The following is a 16,064-nucleotide window of genomic DNA, read 5'->3' as shown; positions in this document are numbered from 1 at the left end:
TGAGGGACTCCGAAGGGGGCCCGGGGACGCGCCCGAGAACACGCACGGGCCGCGCACCCCGGGCCCTCGGCGTACCCGGCTAGACCGCGCACCAGCGGCGCACGCTCGTGCTCCACAGGGCGATGGCGGTGACGATGGAGAACATGACCACCACCAGGGCGACCAGGAGCGTCGGGGTGTCCGCCAGCCGGGCCGCCGTGTGGAGCACGGAGACCGCCACACCGAGGGCGACCAGCGCGCCGAGCTGGGCGGCACGCCACAGGACGTTGCCCCCTCGGCGCACCGGCAGGGCGAGCGCGACCAGCCCCAGGGCGACCAGCGCGGCCAGGACCAGCTGCGCCCACAGCTCGTTCACGACCGGGGCGGGCGGGTCCGTCTGGAGCGTCGTCCAGGACTGGTAGGCCAGCCCCACGAAGACGGCGGCGGTGACGAACATCAGGACACAGGTCTGTCGAACGTCCTGCGGGGGCCGCACGCCCGGGCGGCGCGCGGCGAGCATGCTCGGCCGGGGGGTCGGCAGCTCGCTGAAGGGCCGGGACGCGGAGGATGCGGGGGACGTCTGGGTGTCGTGCATGACCACCAGGGTCGCGTGCCGGGGCGTACTACACAAGTGGAGCCGAATCCGCGCACACACGGTGATATCACCGTCACAGGATCGCGAACCAGTCGGCAACGGAGAGTGGACCCCGTGGATCGGTGGCCGCGGCTCATGGCGCTCGGCCGCTCAACGAGCACGGTGGCGCTGAGGACGCCGTACACGGACACGGCTCGAACGGAACGGAACAAGGATGTACGGCAGCCCCAGGGGTCACATGGGCCCGGCGGAGGAGAACGAGGTGATCTCGCGGATCGCCTCGGACATGGCACGCCACCTGCCCGACGGTTGGAGGACGGGAAGGCTCGTCGTCACACTCATCGGCATGTACGGAATCATGACCACCGAGTTCGAGAACGAGGCGGGAGAGCACGGCAGGGTCAATCTGCCAGGGAGGCTCTTCCCCAGGATCATGGACCTCAGATCCGGCGCGTACAGGGAGGGTCAGGGAACCTGGTTCACCTGGAGGTTGGAGATCCGGAGCGAGGGGGAGTTCGCCTCCTTCTTCGACTATGAGAGTCAGCCACCGTTCACCTTCGCCCCGGGCGCCGAGGACTACGTCGACGAGGCGAATCTCTACCCCAGGAGTGACGAGTTCACTCCCGACTGGCTGCGGGAGGGACTCGAGGAGGCCCGTCGGCAGCTGGGGTGAACCCTCATCACGCGGGAGCGCCCCACGGGTTCGACCCGGCCAGAAGCCGCCGGGCTCAGGCCCGGGCGGCTCCCAGCCGCTCGGACACGTACTCCAGGGCCCGGCCGCTGAGCGTGTCGAGGTCGGCCCGGACGTCGAGCTCCAGCCCCTCCTCGTCCGGCCCCAGGCGCTCCAGGGTCTCCAGCTGCGAGCGCAGCAGCGCGGGCGGCATGAAGTGGTCCGTGCGGGCCTCGATCCGCTTCCAGATCACGTCCTCCGTGCCGTGCATGTGCACGAAGTACACGCCCGGGGCCGCGCCGCGCAGCACGTCCCGGTAGGAGCGCCGGAGCGCGGAGCAGGCCATCACGGTCGACTCCCCCAGCGCCTCGTGCGCGGCGATCCAGTCCGCGAGCTCGGCCAGCCACGGCCAGCGGTCCTCGTCCGTCAGCGGTACACCCGCCGACATCTTCGTGATGTTGGCCTCCGGATGGAAGGTGTCGGCCTCCGCGAAGGGCAGCCCCAACCGCGCGGCGATCCGCTCGGCGACACTGGTCTTCCCGCTGCCGGATACGCCCATGAACACGAAATGCATGCTCTCTCCGAGTCCTGGCACGCCGCTACGCCGCGACGCCGCCACCAATAGTGATATCAATCAATCCGACTAGGCTGCTCCCTGACCCCGACCGGAAGAGGTCGAACACACGGAGATTCCGAGGGACGCGATGGCCACCGAGCACCGAACGCTGCACAACCGGGTGCTGGCGGTACTCGGCCCCGCGATCGCCGCCGGGGAGTACGCCCCCGGGCACGCCTTCACCCTCCAGGGCCTGGAGGGTGACTTCGGCGTGTCGCGGACGGTCGCCCGCGAGGCGGTGCGCGTGCTGGAGTCCATGGGCCTCGTGGTGAGCCGCCCCCGCACCGGCATCCGGGTCCGCCCCCAGGGGGACTGGAGCGTGTTCGACCCCCAGCTGATCCGCTGGCGCCTGGCCGGATCGGGCCGGATGGAACAGCTGCGGTCCCTCAACGAGCTCCGTGCCGCCGTGGAACCTGGCGCCGCCGCCCTGGCCGCCGAACGCGGCCCCGCCGCCGAGCGGGCCCGGCTGGTGGACGTCGCGGAGGAGATGACCGTCACCGGCCAGGCCGGAGAGCTCACCACCTTCATGGAGCTCGACATCGCCTTCCACCGCGCCGTCCTGGAGCTGTCCGGAAACGAGATGCTCTCCGGACTGGCCGAGGTGGTGACCGAGGTGCTCGTCGCCCGGACCTCCTACGACCTGATGCCCCACAACCCCCGCCCGGAGGCCCTGCGCCTGCACACGACGGTGGCGCGGGCCGTCCGGGACGGGCTGCCCGACGTGGCCGAGGCGGCCATGCGGGCGATCGTGACCGAGGTCGCGGACGCCCTCAGGGACGGGGCCCCCGGCCGCTGAACCCCTACAGCACCAGGTGGAGGGCGAACGCGAACCCGAAGCCGACGAAGCCGATCAGGGTCTCCATGACCGTCCACGTCTTCAACGTGGTGCGCACGTCCATCCCCAGGAAGCGGCCGACCAGCCAGAACCCCGAGTCGTTGACGTGCGACAGGGCCGTGGCCCCGGACGCGATGGCGATGACGATCAGCGCGAGGTCGACGGAGCTGAGCCCGGAGGTGGCCTGCACGGCGGGGGCGACGAGCCCGGCGGCCGTGGTGATGGCGACCGTGGCCGACCCCTGAGCGACCCTCAGGGCGAGCGCGATGACGAACGCGGCGACGATGACCGGCATGCCCGTGGACTCCAGGCTTCCGGCGAGGGCGTCACCGATCCCGCTGGTGCGCAGGACGCCGCCGAACATGCCGCCCGCGCCGGTGATGAGGATGATCCCGCAGACCGGGCCGAGCGCCCCGCCCACGATCTCCTCGACCCTCTGACGGGTGAAGCGTCCCCGGCTGAGCACGACCATGGCGTAGAGCACGGTGACCAGGAGCGCGATCGGGGTCTCTCCGACGAGCCGCAGCGACTGGACCCAGACCGCGTCGGCGGGTACCGCACCGATGGCGGCGAGGGTGGTCGTGCCGGTGTTGGCGAAGATGAGCAGCATCGGCAGCAGGAGGACGCTGACGACCGTGACCAGCCGGGGCGGGTTCTCGTGGGTGACGTCGCCGTTGGACATGATGTCGTCCGGGACGGGGATCTCGAAGCGCTTCCCGGCCCACAGGCCGAACAGGTAGCTGGCCAGGTACCAGGTGGGGATGGCCAGGAGCACGCCGAGAAGCAGGACCAGGCCCATGTCGGCGCCGATCTCCACGGCGGCGGTGACGGGGCCGGGGTGGGGCGGCACGAAGGCGTGCATGACCGCGAAGGCGCCCGCCGTGGGCAGGGCGTACATGAGCACCGAGCCGCCCACGCGGCGGGCCACGCTGAAGACGATCGGCAGCATCACGATGAGACCGACGTCGAAGAAGATCGGGAAGCCGAAGAGCAGGGAGGCCACGCCGAGGGCCATCGGGGCGCGCCGCTCCCCGAACAGTTTGATCAGGGCGCCGGCCAGGACGGCGGCGCCGCCGGTCACCTCCAGCATGCGGCCGATCATCACGCCCAGGCCGACGAGGAGGGCGACGTTGGCGAGTGTGCCGCCGAACCCGCCGAGGAGGGTCGGGACCACTCCGTCGACCGGGATGCCGGCGGCCAGCGCGGTAAGCACGCTGACCAGGACCAGCGCGACGAACGCGTGCATCCGGAATCGGATGATCAGGAGCAGCAGGAGCGCGATGGCTCCCGCCGCGATCCCGAGAAGGGGACCCGTGCCGTAGACGGGTACGAAGTTCTCCATCGCGGAGCCTTCCGGTGGGCGGGACGGTGGGGCTGGCGGCGCGGGGACACGCCCTTGACCTGCTCTTGGACCAGGCTCAGAGAATGGTAATACCATTTGTGAGGTTCTGTGAACACCCCTTGTCGTTTTTGTGAGGGCGGCGGGACCGCGCACCGCGGTCCGGCACGCGCGGAACCGGCCCGGGCCGGGGCGTACGGAGCGCACCCGAGCGGGATCTTCGCGGCACCCTCGGATAAAACCGGTGGCCCGGGGAACCGATGTGACGACTCGGGCGCGCGGACATTGACACCCCGCCGCCCAGACCCCAACCTCATGCCATGAGCGCTGAGCCCACCCCCTCTCTGCACCTCGCCGTCTACGACCGGATGGTCGACTGGCACTACGGCCACGCCGTCGCTCAGGTGCGGGAGGGGATCGGTCCGCACCGGACCGGCAGCCTCCCCGTCGTCACCGTGGGACTCACCGGCACCCCGATCACCACGGCGGGCGGGCTCACCGTCCTCCCGGACCTCACCCTCGCCCAGCTCAAGCCCTCGGCCAGCGCCATGTTCCTCCTCCCCGGATCCTCCGACTGGGACACCGAGCCGGAGCTGCTGGCCCCGATGGCGTCGGCGTCGGGCATCCTCCTGGACACGGGGGTGCCCGTGGCGGCGATCGGGGGCGCCGTGGCCGGACTGGCCAGGGAGGGCCTGCTCGACCAGCGCGACCACACCGGCTCCGCCCCGGACTACCTCCTGGGAACGGGGTACGCGGGTGCGCACCGCTACCGGGACGAGCTGGCCCTCACCGACGGGGACCTGGTCACGGCGGGCGAGAGCGCCCCGGTCGAGTTCGCCCGGGCGGTCCTGGCCCGGCTCGACCTGCTGAGCCCGCGCGCCCTGGACGCCTGGTACCGGTTGCACGCCCTGCACGACACGGACGCCTACCTGACCCTGGTGGAGGAGGCCTGACCGGCGGACGGCGGCTCCCGGCCCCGAGGCCCCGCGACGGCCCGAGTACGGCCCGAGTATCGTCGTGGACACACACCACGTCGAGGAGAAGCCTTGATCGACCTGCGCTCGGACACCCTGACACTGCCCACTCCGGCGATGCGTAGAGCCATGGCCGAGGCCGAGGTGGGCGACGACGTGTTCGGGGAGGACCCCACCGTCAGGGCGCTCGAAGAGGAGACCGCCGCCCTGTTGGGCCGCGAGGCCGCCCTGTACGTGCCCTCCGGCCACATGGCCAACCAGCTCGGCCTGTACGTGTCGGTCCGCAGCGGGGAGGAGGTGTGGGCGCACGAACACCACCACCTGATCGGGGACGAACAGGGCGCCGTCGCCGTCCTCGCCCGGGCCCTGCCCCGCCTGTATTCGGGCGAACCGTTCCCCTCCCAGCCCCTGCTGGAGTCGTGGATCGCGGGCGCGGGCGACGTCCACCGGGCCGACCCCGCCCTGGTGTGGTGGGAGAACACGTTCTCGGGCCGGGTCGTGCCCCTCACCGAGCAGCGGCGGGTGACCGGCTTCGCGCACGCGCACGGGCTACGCGCCCATCTGGACGGGGCCCGGCTGTGGAACGCCGCGATCGGACTGGGGGTCTCCCCCGCCGAGGTCGCCGAGGGCTTCGACACGGTGTCGGTCTGCTTCTCCAAGGGCCTGGGCGCCCCGGTCGGCTCGGCGCTGGTCGGTGACGCGGACACGGTCCGGCGGGCCCGGCGCGGCCGCAAGATGCTCGGCGCGGGCATGCGGCAGGCGGGCATCGTCGCGGCGGGCGCCCTGCACGCCCTGCGCCACCACCGGGAGCGGCTGGCGGAGGACCACCACCGCGCGGCCCGGCTGGCCGACCTGTTGGAGGGCCTGCCCGGTGTGTCGGTGGTGGCCCAGACCAACATGGTGCTGATCACGACCCCCGAGGGTCGGGCCGGGCGCTACCTGGAGGCCCTCGCGACCGAGGGGGTCCGGGCGCTGGGGGGAGGCGACCGCGTGCGGCTGGTCCTGCGGCAGGAGGTCACCGACAGCGACGTCGAGGAGGCGGCGAAGGCGATCGTCCGGGCGGTCTCGTCCCTCTGACTCCCTCCGATCCCAGGTCGGCGCGGTGCCGCCGTCGGTAGACTCGGTCGGTCCCGCGCGACCTCAGGGAGGCGACAGGTGTCGGGCGTCACATCGCGTAGTAGGATCGGGCGTATGACATTGTCGTACTAGAGAGTGGTAGCACCGCAATGCCGGGAAGAATCCAGTCCATCGAACGCGCCGCCGCGATCCTCCGGCTCCTGGCCGGTGGCGCCCGCGGACTGAGCCTGGCGGAGGTCTCCCGCTCGCTGGAACTTCCCAAGGGCACCGCCCTGGGCATCCTGCGCACCCTCCAGCACGTGGGCTTCGTGGAGCAGGACCCGGAGTCGGGACGCTACCGCCTGGGCGGTGGAATGCTCAGCCTGGGAACCCGGTACCTGGACGGCAACGAACTCCGAACCAGGGCCCTGAACTGGGCCGACACCCTGGCCTCGCGCAGCGGTGAGAGCGTGCGGATCGGCACCCTGCACAAGCACCAGGTCCTCGTGGTGCACCACGTCTTCCGCCCCGACTCCTCCCGGCAGACCCTGGACGTGGGCACCCTGTTGCCGCTGCACGCCAGCGCGCTCGGCAAGGTCCTGATGGCCTTCGACCCCCTGGCCGTGCCCGAGGAGGTCTCCGCCGTGCAGACCGACTCCCCGGTGGAACTCACCTCCTTCACCCGGCACACCGTCACGTCGATGGCCGCCCTGGAGGGCCAGCTGTCGACGATCCGCGACAGCGGCTGGGGCTGGGAGGTCGAGGAGCTGGTGGACGGCGAGGTGTCGATCGCCGCGCCCATCCGCGACCGGCGCGGCGTCACCGTGGGCGCCATCGGGGTGCGCGGCGCCGTGGAGCGGCTGCGCGCCGAGGACGGCAGGCCCGACATGGAACAGGTCTCCTACGTGCGCGACGCCGCCCGCGCCATCTCCCGCGAGTTGGGCGTCACCCCCTACTGAGCCGGAGGTCACACGCCTCCCGCCACGGCCCCGCCGAGCATCCGCGACGACGGACGGCCGGCTCCGCGCGGCCTTCACACGCCTTCCCACACCGTGCCGGGCAACGGTCGGCCCAACGGCGTCCACCGTTTGGTCCCGCTTCGGGTCAGGGCCCGGAGTGGTGCCTTTCCGTGCGCTCGCCCGGCTTGAGACAGTGTCCGCCCGACCGCGTGATCCACGCAACACGATTGCGTCACACGGCCTTGACATGGGAAGGAGAGACGGTTGAAACTATCGGCTATTCATACGTCAATGTCGTACATCGTTCGGTGAGCATCGCCGATCACACCGTTTCCCATCCCGTTCCAGAGCCGTCCAGCACCTGAAGGCGAGCACCGATGAGTCAGCAGTACGTCGCCGCGATCGACCAGGGCACCACGTCGAGTCGCTGCATCCTCTTCGACCGGGACGGACGCATCGTCTCGGTCGACCAACGAGAGCACCGACAGATCTTCCCGAAGCCGGGCTGGGTCGAGCACGACGCCCTGGAGATCTGGACCAACGTCGAGGCCGTGGTCCAGGAGTCGCTCCGCAAGAGCGACATCACTCCCGACCAGATCGCCGCCATCGGGATCACCAACCAGCGCGAGACCACGCTGGTCTGGGACCGGGAGACCGGTGATCCGGTCTACAACGCGATCGTCTGGCAGGACACCCGCACCGACGACATCGTGCGCGAGCTCGGCGCCGAGGAGGGCCAGGACCGGTTCCGCGCCCAGTGCGGGCTCCCCCTGGCGACCTACTTCTCCGGCCCCAAGATCCGCTGGCTGCTCGACAACGTGGAGGGTGTCCGCGAGCGGGCCGAGCGCGGCGAACTGCTGTTCGGGACCATGGACACCTGGCTCATCTGGAAGCTCACCGGACGGCACGTCACCGATGTGACCAACGCCAGCCGCACCATGCTCATGAACCTGGCCTCCCTGGACTGGGACCCCGAGGTCCTGGCGGCCATGGGCATCCCGGCCAGCCTGCTGCCGGAGATCCGCTCGTCCTCGGAGGTCTACGGCGAGTCCACCGGCTACCTGGCGGGCACGCCCGTGGCCTCGTCCCTGGGCGACCAGCACGCCGCCCTGTTCGGGCAGACCTGCTTCGACCCGGGCGACGTCAAGGGCACCTACGGCACCGGCACGTTCCTCGTCATGAACACCGGCACCGAGCCCGTGACCTCCGAAAACGGCCTGCTCACCACTCTGGGCTACAAGATCGGCGACGCGCCCGCCGTGTACGCCCTCGAAGGCTCGATCGCGGTCACCGGCGCCCTGGTGCAGTGGCTGCGCGACAACCTGGGCCTGATCTCCTCCGCGCCGGAGATCGAGACGCTCGCGCGCACCGTCGACGACAACGGCGGCTGCTACGTCGTCCCGGCCTTCTCCGGCCTGTTCGCCCCGCACTGGCGCAGTGACGCCCGCGGCGTGATCGCCGGTCTCACCGGCTACGTCAACAAGGGGCACATCGCCCGGGCCGTCCTGGAGGCCTCCGCCTGGCAGACCCGCGAGGTCGTCGACGCCATGAACGCCGACGCCCGGATCGATCTGACCACCCTCAAGGTGGACGGCGGCATGACCGCGGACAACCTGCTCATGCAGATCCTGTCCGACGTGCTCGACGCCGAGGTCGTGCGGCCGATGGTCGCCGAGACCACGTGCCTGGGCGCGGCGTACGCGGCCGGGCTCGCGGTGGGCTACTGGCCGGACATCGAGACGCTGCGCGCCAACTGGCACAAGGCCGCCGAGTGGAACCCCCGCATGGAGCCCGAGGTCCGGGACCGCGAGTACCACAACTGGAACAAGGCCGTTCAGCGCACCCTCGGCTGGGTCGAGCACGACGACGCCGGGTAGCACCCGGTCGGCGCGGGACCCGGGCGCGGCGCACGGTCGCCCCGGCCCTCGCGCGACCGAACCGCACGACGACCGCGCCCCGGGGGGTCCCACCGACACGGCCCCCGGCGCGCGTGCCGGGGGCGCCGGGAGGCGCCCCGCCCATCCATCTCGGCAGCCCCGCTCGGGGCGGAGGTCTCCATGGAAAACATGTCGATGTACCTGGCGGAGTTCGTCGGTACGGCCATTCTGATCCTGCTCGGCGGCGGTGTGGTCGCCGGCGTCTCACTCGCCCGTTCCAAGGCCCTCGCCGGAGGGTGGATCGTGGTGACGTTCGGCTGGGGTATGGCGGTCGCGATGGCCGTCTACGTCGTCGGCACCGTCTCCGGCGCCCACATCAACCCGGCGGTCACGCTCGGCCTGGCCAGCATCGGCGAGTTCGAGTGGGCCCTGGTCCCCGGGTACGTCGTCTCGCAGCTGCTCGGCGCCATCGTGGGCGCGTGCCTGGTCTTCCTCGCCTACTTCGCGCACTGGAGGATCACCGACGACCCCGAGGCCAAACTGGGCGTCTTCAGCACCGCCCCCGGGGTGCGCAACCCGGTCGCCAACCTCACCACCGAGGTCATCGGTACCGCGATGCTGGTACTGGGCATCCTCGGCATCGGAGCCAACGAGGGGTCGGTCACCAAGGGAGACGCCGACCTGTCGTCGCTGTTCGCGCACGGTCTGGCCCCGCTGCTCGTGGGTCTGCTGGTGCTCGCGATCGGCCTGTCGCTCGGTGGCCCGACGGGCTACGCCATCAACCCCGCACGTGACCTCGGTCCCCGCATCGCGCACGCGCTGCTGCCCATCCCGGGCAAGGGGCCCTCCGACTGGGGGTACGCGTGGATTCCGGTGGTCGGCCCGCTCGTGGGCGGTGTGATCGGCGCCTGGATCTGGCACCTGACCGGCTTCGGCACCTGAGCCACGCCCGTCACCGCCGCTCGTAGGGGGCGCCCGGCCAGGCCGGGCGCCCTGCGGCGTTCACGGGGCCCTCACGGACCCAGGTGGACCTCCTCCAGGTAGTCGATGGTCTCCCCGGGCCGCAGCGCCACCAGCCTGAGGTGGTTGACCAGCTGCTGGTACCGGGCGACCTCGTCCGGCTCCTCCAGGTAGATGCCGTCCGTGGCGGTCTCCAGGTAGACGACCGTGGGGTCGATGACGTGGGGGAACTCCAGGATCACGCAGGAGCCCCCGGCCCCGGGGTTGAGCTTGGCCGCCCGGGTCAGCTGGACGGTGACGTTGGGCCGTTGGGCCATCTCCAGGAGGTGTCTGACCTGGGACCTGCGGACCTCGGGGTGGTCGCGCAGGCGCAGGAGCGCCCCCTCGTCGAAGATGGCCCACAGCTCGGGCGGGTCCTGGTCCTCCAGGATGCGCTGCCGGGTCATGCGGGCGTCGATGTCCCTGCGGATCTCCTGGGGGTTGGCCAGGCACGCCTGGGCCGCGACCCTCATGTACTCCGGGACCTGGAGGAGTCCGGGGATGACGACGGGCTGCCAGGACGTGATGCGTCTGGCCTCCGTCTCGAAGCCGACGAAGCGCGCGGCGAGCACGTCCCGGTACCGGGACCACCAGCCGCGTTCGAGGGACTGGCGGCACAGGTCGATGATCTCGTCGAACTCTCTGCCCCGGGGGACCTCGCAGGCTTCCAGGACCGCCCTGATCTCCTGGACGCTGGGGCGCTTCTTGACCCCCGACTCGATGTTGGAGTAGGTGGACCTGGACAGGCCCGCGGCCGCGGCGGCCTCTTCGCTGGTCTTGCGGGCGGCGAGCCGGACCCGCCGCAGTTCGGCGGAGAGCCGGCGCCGCCGGATCGTGGGTGAGTACCTAGTGGCCATGATGTGGTTCATCGTAGGACCGGAGATGCCTCCCAAGCGGGACAATCCGGGGAACTCGAAGTCCAGACTTTCTTCTGGCGCTGGGACCCGGGAAACCACCTTCCCGAATCCTGGATTCCAGTCAGAAAAAGGGGCGAACCGCGCCTGTCAGGTCTTGAACCGACATGTCGGCGCGACGGACCCCGCCGCCCCGCGCGTGCGGCTCCCCCACCGGCTCGGACACCAGCCTGGTTCGACAATGCCGAACCTCAACACACAGCAAGCGACTACTCAAACCCCCAGAGTCACACCAGGCATCACGAACCCCCTCGCGCACCCCCAAGCACCGAGGGAGAGCGCCCGAACGGTGGCGCCGAACTCCCCTAGCGTTCGGCATTGTCGTATTATGCGTACGACACCCACCTGAAACGTGGAGCCCGTTCAGGTACGTGCGGTAACGCCCCCCTTCCCAACGGACGGAGCACCAGCCATGACCGCCAGCGCACACCGAAGCGACGCCCGCTCGCACCGAGCGCGCACGCGCGACGAACTCACCCGGGGCACCTTCGACCTCCTCGTCATCGGCGGCGGCATCCTCGGCACCTCCGTCGCCTGGACCGCCACCCAGGCGGGCCTGCGCGTGGCCATGGTGGACGCGGGCGACTTCGCCGGCGCCACCTCCAGCGCCTCGTCCAAGCTCGTGCACGGCGGTCTGCGCTACCTCCAGACCGGCAACGTGCGCCTGGTCGCGGAGAACCACAAGGAGCGCCGTTCCCTCGCCTCCGACGTGGCCCCCCACCTGGTCAACCACCGCCCCTTCCTTGTCCCGGTCTACTCCGGGGGACCGCACGGCGCCGCGAAGATGGGCGCGGGCGTCTTCCTCTACTCCGCGCTGTCGGCCTTCGGCGACGGCATGGGCCGCCTGCTCTCCCCCCTCCAGGCCAAGCGCCTGGCCCCGGGGCTGCGCACCGAGGGGCTCAGGTCCGTGGCCGCCTACAGCGACCACCAGATGAACGACAGCCGCATGGCGGTGATGACCGTGCGCGCCGCCGTGGACGCCGGTGCCGTGGTGCTCAACCACGCCGAGGTGCGGGGTCTGCGCACCACGCGCGGGCGCGTGACCGGCGCCGACCTGCACGACCGGGTCGCGGGCGAGGACTTCGGGATCGACGCGCGGTTGGTCCTCAACGCCACCGGGCCCTGGGTGGACCACCTGCGTCGTATGGAGGACGCGGCCGCGAACCCCAGCGTGCGCCTGTCCAAGGGGGCGCACCTGGTGCTGAGCACCCCCGACCCCTGGCGGGCCGCGCTCACGATCCCGGTGGACAAGTACCGGGTGTCGTTCGCCATCCCGTGGGAGGGGCACCTGCTCCTGGGTACCACGGACGAGGCCTTCGATGGCGACCCCGCCGACGTGGGCGTGGTGCCCGGTGACGTCGACCAGATCCTCGCCGAGGCCGCGCTGGGCATCGACGCCCCCTACCTGGACCGCGACCGCATGACCTACTCGTTCGCCGGGCTGCGCGTGCTGCCGGGCGGCCCCGGGGACACCAGCTCCGCCAAACGGGAGACCGTGGTCAGCCAGGGCCGGGGCGGCATGCTCTCGGTGGCGGGCGGTAAGTGGACGACCTACCGGCACATCGGCCGGACCGTCCTGGAGGAGCTGCGCAGGGTGTCGGCGGTGCCGCTGGCCGAGGACATGGCCGACCCGCTGCGCACGGTACCGCTGCCCGGTCTGGCCAGCCCGGACGCGGTCGCCCAGCGCCTGATCATCGACCGCGACCCGGGAGCGCGGCTGGACCCGCTGGTGGCGCGCCACCTGGCGTCGCACTACGGCAGCCTCGCCATGGACATCGCGGCGTTGGTGCGCGACCAGCCCGAGCTGGGCGAGCGCGTCCACCCGGACGGCCCCGACATCTGGGCGCAGGTGGTGTTCGCCCGCGACCGCGAGTGGGCGGTGACCGTCGACGACGCGCTGCGCCGCCGCACCACCGTCACCGTTCGCGGGCTGGACACCGCCGAGGTACGCGAGCGCACCCGCGCCGTCCTGGAGGCCTGAGCCCCGGCTGGGCCCTTCGGGCACGCCGGGAGCCACCACAGCGACACGAGGACCCCGGGGCCGTCGGTGACGGCCCCGGGGTCCCGCGCGTACGGACCCGTCCGCTCCTCGGGCGCCACCGTGCCCGGAGGCGGCCCGATCCCGGAGGACGGCCCCGGCTCCGGACACGCGAAAGCCCCCGGAGAGGCGAACTCTCCGGGGGCTCTCAGCGACGTTCACGCCCACGAGGGGCGACATCGCTACGTCTATGCGGTCTTAGATCGCGACGACGTTCTCGGCCTGCGGGCCGCGGGTGCCAGCGACGATCTCGAACTCCACGCGCTGGTTCTCCTCCAGGTTACGGAAGCCCGTGCCCTGGATGGCGCTGTAGTGAACGAAGGCGTCGGGGCCACCGTCGTCGGGGGAGATGAAGCCGAAGCCCTTCTCGCCGTTGAACCACTTCACAGTTCCCTGAGCCATGTTTTCTCCTTCAGCTCGGTGTACACGGACGCATACTCACACGCCCGAAAATTGCCGCGAGCCGACTCCATGAGAAACCGCCCGCCGGTCACAAACTCCGCGGGCAAGACACCAACTGCGAAATTCAACGACTAACAATCACTACTGAACGTACCACAGCCGGGCCCGGTGGCGAGGGTTTTCGGTGTGGCAACCCGCACGGCCCGCCGAGGAATACCGGCGGGCCGGGCCGGGTACGCGTGTGACGCCCGTGACGGCCACCCGCGTGTCACGGAACGATCACCGGTCGTTCGCGAGGACATCGTTGACGCACCTCAGGACGGGTGGGGTCGTTACGGCGGCACCATCGAGGCCGGCGCCTCCCGGCACCGTGAACGTGTGCGACTCGCCGGGCAGCAGCGTCACGAGGGCGCTGTCCGCAGCCGCCCCGGGATCGAGTCGGTCGACGTTCAGGACCAGATCCCTCAAGAGCACGCGGGCGCGGACGGTCACCCGCAAATCCGCGCCCTCCACCCGTGTTTGCGCGTCGAATTCCGGCTTTCGGTAGTCCAGGTCGAGATCGCGGAGGAAGAACCACCACGCCCGCTCCCCCGCGCCGTCGACGGTCACCACCTCACCGGCGGGTTCCGACGGCTCGGCGACCACCGTGGGCACCGGAACCCGCAGCGCGCCGCGCGGCGCCACCCGGACCTCGTGCGCGGACGCGGCCAGGGCCCGCCCGGTGTCCGTGCTCCGCCGCGCCAGGGTCACCTCGGTGACCCACTCCTCGTCGGTGTCGTTGCCCAGGACCACCACCAACCCGTCCGGGACGGGCTGCACGGTCACCACCCGGTCCGCGTACACGCGCCGCAGCGCGTACCACAGGGGCTTGCGCCGTCCCGCCCCGTCGACCGCCGCCCACGAGGTGACCGGCCAGCAGTCGTTGAGCTGCCACATCACCGTGCCCGTGCAGTACGGCCAGGTGGACCGGAAGTGCTCGATCCCCACGGTGAGGGCGCGCGCCTGGTTGACCTGGGTGAGGTAGTGCCAGTCGTCGTACCCCCACTCCCGGTCGCCGAAGTGCGCTTTCAGTCCCCGAGCGAGCTTTCCGTTGCCGTCGACGGCCTTCTGGTGGTGCAGCACGCCCGGCGAGACGGGGGTGAGCGGGTCGTCGGTCACCGAGGCGCGCAGGGTGGCGTGGGTCGGCGGCGCCTGGTACCCGAACTCGGCGGCGAACCGGGGCCGGTGGTCGCGGTAGACGGTGTAGTCGGCCTCGTTCCACACGTCCCACAGGTGCATGGTGCCGTGCTCGGCCGCGTTGGGGTGGGTGCCGGCGTCCCCGGACCACGGGCTCCCGGGCCAGTAGGGGCGGGTGGGGTCCAGCTCTGCCACCACGCGCGGCAACAGGTCCAGGTAGTACCCGGCGCCCCAGGCACGGCCCTCCAACCGCTCCTTCCACCCCCAGTCCTCGTGCCCCCAGAGGTTCTCGTTGTTGCCGCACCAGACCGCGAGGCTGGCGTGCGGCGCCAGCCGCACGACCGCCTCGCGCGCCTCGGCCTCGACCTCCGCGGCCGTCGCGGCGTCCTCGGGGTAGGCGGCGCAGGCGAAGAGGAAGTCCTGCCAGACCAGGACACCGCGCTCGGAGCACAGTTCGTAGAAGTCCTCGGACTCGTAGATCCCGCCGCCCCACACCCGCAGCAGGTTGATCCCGGCGTCGCGGGCCTGGTCGATCCGCTCCCGGTAGCGGTCGCGCCCGATCCGGCTGGGGAAGGCGTCGTCGGGAATCCAGTTGGCGCCCCGGACCAGCACGTCGCGGCCGTTCACACGCACGGCGAAGCCCGTGCCCTCGTCGTCGGGCGCGCTGCGCACCGCCACGCTCCGGAACCCGATCCGCCGTCGCCACGAGTCCAGCCCGCGACCGTCGGCGGCACCCGAGGAGAGTTCCACTCCGAGGTCGTACCGGGCCTGGTCACCGTGCCCGCGCGGCCACCACAGCGCGGGTTCGGACACCACGAGGTCGAGGACCGCCTCCGTCTCCCCCGCGGCGAGGGTGGCGGTGGCGCGGGCCCCCGCCACCGTCGCAGTGAGGGTGAGCGGCGCCTCGGAACCCGGCCCGGTCCGCTCCACCCGCACGTGGGCGCTGACCCGGCCCAGGGAGCCGTCGTCGGTGACCGTCACCAGCGGCCGCACCGAGGCCAGCCGCGCCGTGGACCACGCGTGCAGCCGGACCGGCCGCCAGATGCCGGAGGTGACCACGGTCGGCCCCCAGTCCCAGCCGAAGTTGCAGGCCATCTTGCGGATGTACTGGTAGGGCTCGTCGTAGGCGCCCGGCAGTGGGCCCAGGCGCTTCCGGCGCTCCTCCGCGTACCGGTAGGGGGAGGCCAGGTCCACTTCCAGGGCGGGGTCCGGACCGCCCTCGGCCAGGGCACGGGTGACGTCGAAGCGGTACGAGCGGTGCGCGTTCTCGGTCCGACCGACCTCCCTGCCTCCCACCCGCACGACCGCGACGGTGTCCAGGCCCTCGCAGACCAGGTCCACCCGCTCCGCCGCCGCGACCTCGGGAGCGCGCTCCGGGACCAGGTCGGCGAGGGAGCGCGCGTACCTCCAGTCCGTACGGCCGATCCAGCCCGACCGGTCCTCGTTGTCGTCGAGGTAGGGGTCCTCGATCAGTCCCTGGTCGAGGAGGTCGGTGTGGACGCAGCCCGGCACGGTGGCCGGGACCGCGCCCAGCGCGGCGGCCGGGCCGGGCAGGGTGCCCTCGTGGGGCTCCGCTGTCAGGGTCCAGCCCTCGCACAGGTCGAACCAGGAGGTCATGCGCGCTCCCTCTCACTA

General features: G+C 71.5%; 14 protein-coding genes. 8 read left to right on the top strand and 6 right to left on the bottom strand.

From position 1 onward, the window contains the following. Window positions 1-79: 79 nt before the first annotated feature. Entirely contained in the window at window positions 80-574 is a 495-nt protein-coding gene (locus ACFYL4_RS04665) for a hypothetical protein (protein WP_387516398.1), read from the bottom strand. A 262-nt stretch (window positions 575-836) separates the two neighbouring features. On the opposite strand from ACFYL4_RS04665, the gene ACFYL4_RS04660 reads away from it, so the two are divergent. Beyond that, entirely contained in the window at window positions 837-1,247 is a 411-nt protein-coding gene (locus ACFYL4_RS04660) for a hypothetical protein (protein WP_387516396.1), read from the top strand. A gap of 55 nt (window positions 1,248-1,302) precedes the next feature. On the opposite strand, the gene ACFYL4_RS04655 is transcribed toward ACFYL4_RS04660, so the two are convergent. Continuing rightward, complete coding sequence (locus tag ACFYL4_RS04655) at window positions 1,303-1,818, bottom strand: gluconokinase (RefSeq protein ID WP_387516393.1); 516 nt, start codon at window positions 1,816-1,818, stop codon at window positions 1,303-1,305. A 130-nt stretch (window positions 1,819-1,948) separates the two neighbouring features. Here ACFYL4_RS04655 and ACFYL4_RS04650 point away from each other — a divergent pair, with 130 nt between their 5' ends. After that, on the top strand, window positions 1,949-2,656 hold the full coding sequence (locus tag ACFYL4_RS04650) for an FCD domain-containing protein (protein ID WP_357762270.1): 708 nt from the start codon (window positions 1,949-1,951) through the stop codon (window positions 2,654-2,656). A 4-nt stretch (window positions 2,657-2,660) separates the two neighbouring features. Here the strand turns inward: ACFYL4_RS04650 and ACFYL4_RS04645 are convergent, their stop codons facing one another. Next, the gene (locus ACFYL4_RS04645; protein ID WP_387516391.1) at window positions 2,661-4,037 is read right to left on the bottom strand and encodes a GntP family permease; all 1,377 of its coding nucleotides are present in this window, start codon (window positions 4,035-4,037) and stop codon (window positions 2,661-2,663) included. Window positions 4,038-4,354: 317 nt separating this feature from the next. Between ACFYL4_RS04645 and ACFYL4_RS04640 the strand changes: the two genes are divergently transcribed. The 5 genes from ACFYL4_RS04640 (at window position 4,355) to ACFYL4_RS04620 (ending at window position 9,842) form a co-directional block, all read left to right on the top strand. Further along, a complete protein-coding gene (locus ACFYL4_RS04640) occupies window positions 4,355-4,987 on the top strand; it encodes a DJ-1/PfpI family protein (RefSeq protein WP_357762264.1) in 633 nt (210 codons plus the stop codon). A 93-nt stretch (window positions 4,988-5,080) separates the two neighbouring features. After that, window positions 5,081-6,085 carry a threonine aldolase family protein gene (locus ACFYL4_RS04635; protein ID WP_387516389.1) on the top strand — a complete coding sequence of 335 codons (1,005 nt, stop codon included), beginning with the start codon at window positions 5,081-5,083 and terminating at the stop codon, window positions 6,083-6,085. Between the two features lie 149 nt (window positions 6,086-6,234). Then, the gene (locus tag ACFYL4_RS04630) at window positions 6,235-7,023 is read left to right on the top strand and encodes an IclR family transcriptional regulator (RefSeq protein ID WP_387516387.1); all 789 of its coding nucleotides are present in this window, start codon (window positions 6,235-6,237) and stop codon (window positions 7,021-7,023) included. 377 nt (window positions 7,024-7,400) lie between these two features. After that, the gene (glpK, locus tag ACFYL4_RS04625; protein WP_357762255.1) at window positions 7,401-8,900 is read left to right on the top strand and encodes a glycerol kinase GlpK; all 1,500 of its coding nucleotides are present in this window, start codon (window positions 7,401-7,403) and stop codon (window positions 8,898-8,900) included. A 180-nt stretch (window positions 8,901-9,080) separates the two neighbouring features. Continuing rightward, window positions 9,081-9,842, top strand: a complete 762-nt coding sequence (locus ACFYL4_RS04620) for an MIP/aquaporin family protein (RefSeq protein WP_357762252.1) — start codon at window positions 9,081-9,083, stop codon at window positions 9,840-9,842. A gap of 71 nt (window positions 9,843-9,913) precedes the next feature. On the opposite strand, the gene ACFYL4_RS04615 is transcribed toward ACFYL4_RS04620, so the two are convergent. Next, on the bottom strand, window positions 9,914-10,768 hold the full coding sequence (locus ACFYL4_RS04615; RefSeq protein WP_387516385.1) for a helix-turn-helix domain-containing protein: 855 nt from the start codon (window positions 10,766-10,768) through the stop codon (window positions 9,914-9,916). Window positions 10,769-11,225: 457 nt separating this feature from the next. Between ACFYL4_RS04615 and ACFYL4_RS04610 the strand changes: the two genes are divergently transcribed. Next, window positions 11,226-12,794 (top strand): glycerol-3-phosphate dehydrogenase/oxidase, encoded by a 1,569-nt coding sequence (locus tag ACFYL4_RS04610; RefSeq protein ID WP_387516383.1) that lies wholly within the window; start codon window positions 11,226-11,228, stop codon window positions 12,792-12,794. Window positions 12,795-13,049: 255 nt separating this feature from the next. Here ACFYL4_RS04610 and ACFYL4_RS04605 read toward each other — a convergent pair whose 3' ends face one another. Continuing rightward, complete coding sequence (locus ACFYL4_RS04605; RefSeq protein WP_014912876.1) at window positions 13,050-13,253, bottom strand: cold-shock protein; 204 nt, start codon at window positions 13,251-13,253, stop codon at window positions 13,050-13,052. A gap of 279 nt (window positions 13,254-13,532) precedes the next feature. After that, window positions 13,533-16,046, bottom strand: a complete 2,514-nt coding sequence (locus ACFYL4_RS04600) for a glycoside hydrolase family 2 protein (RefSeq protein ID WP_387516380.1) — start codon at window positions 16,044-16,046, stop codon at window positions 13,533-13,535. Window positions 16,047-16,064 lie beyond the last annotated feature (18 nt).

Source organism: Nocardiopsis sp. NPDC006938, from assembly GCF_042869555.1.
Classification (GTDB): Bacteria; Actinomycetota; Actinomycetes; order Streptosporangiales; family Streptosporangiaceae; genus Nocardiopsis.
Note: the sequence above shows the minus strand (reverse complement) of the source record. Positions and strands in the feature narration are given on the sequence as shown.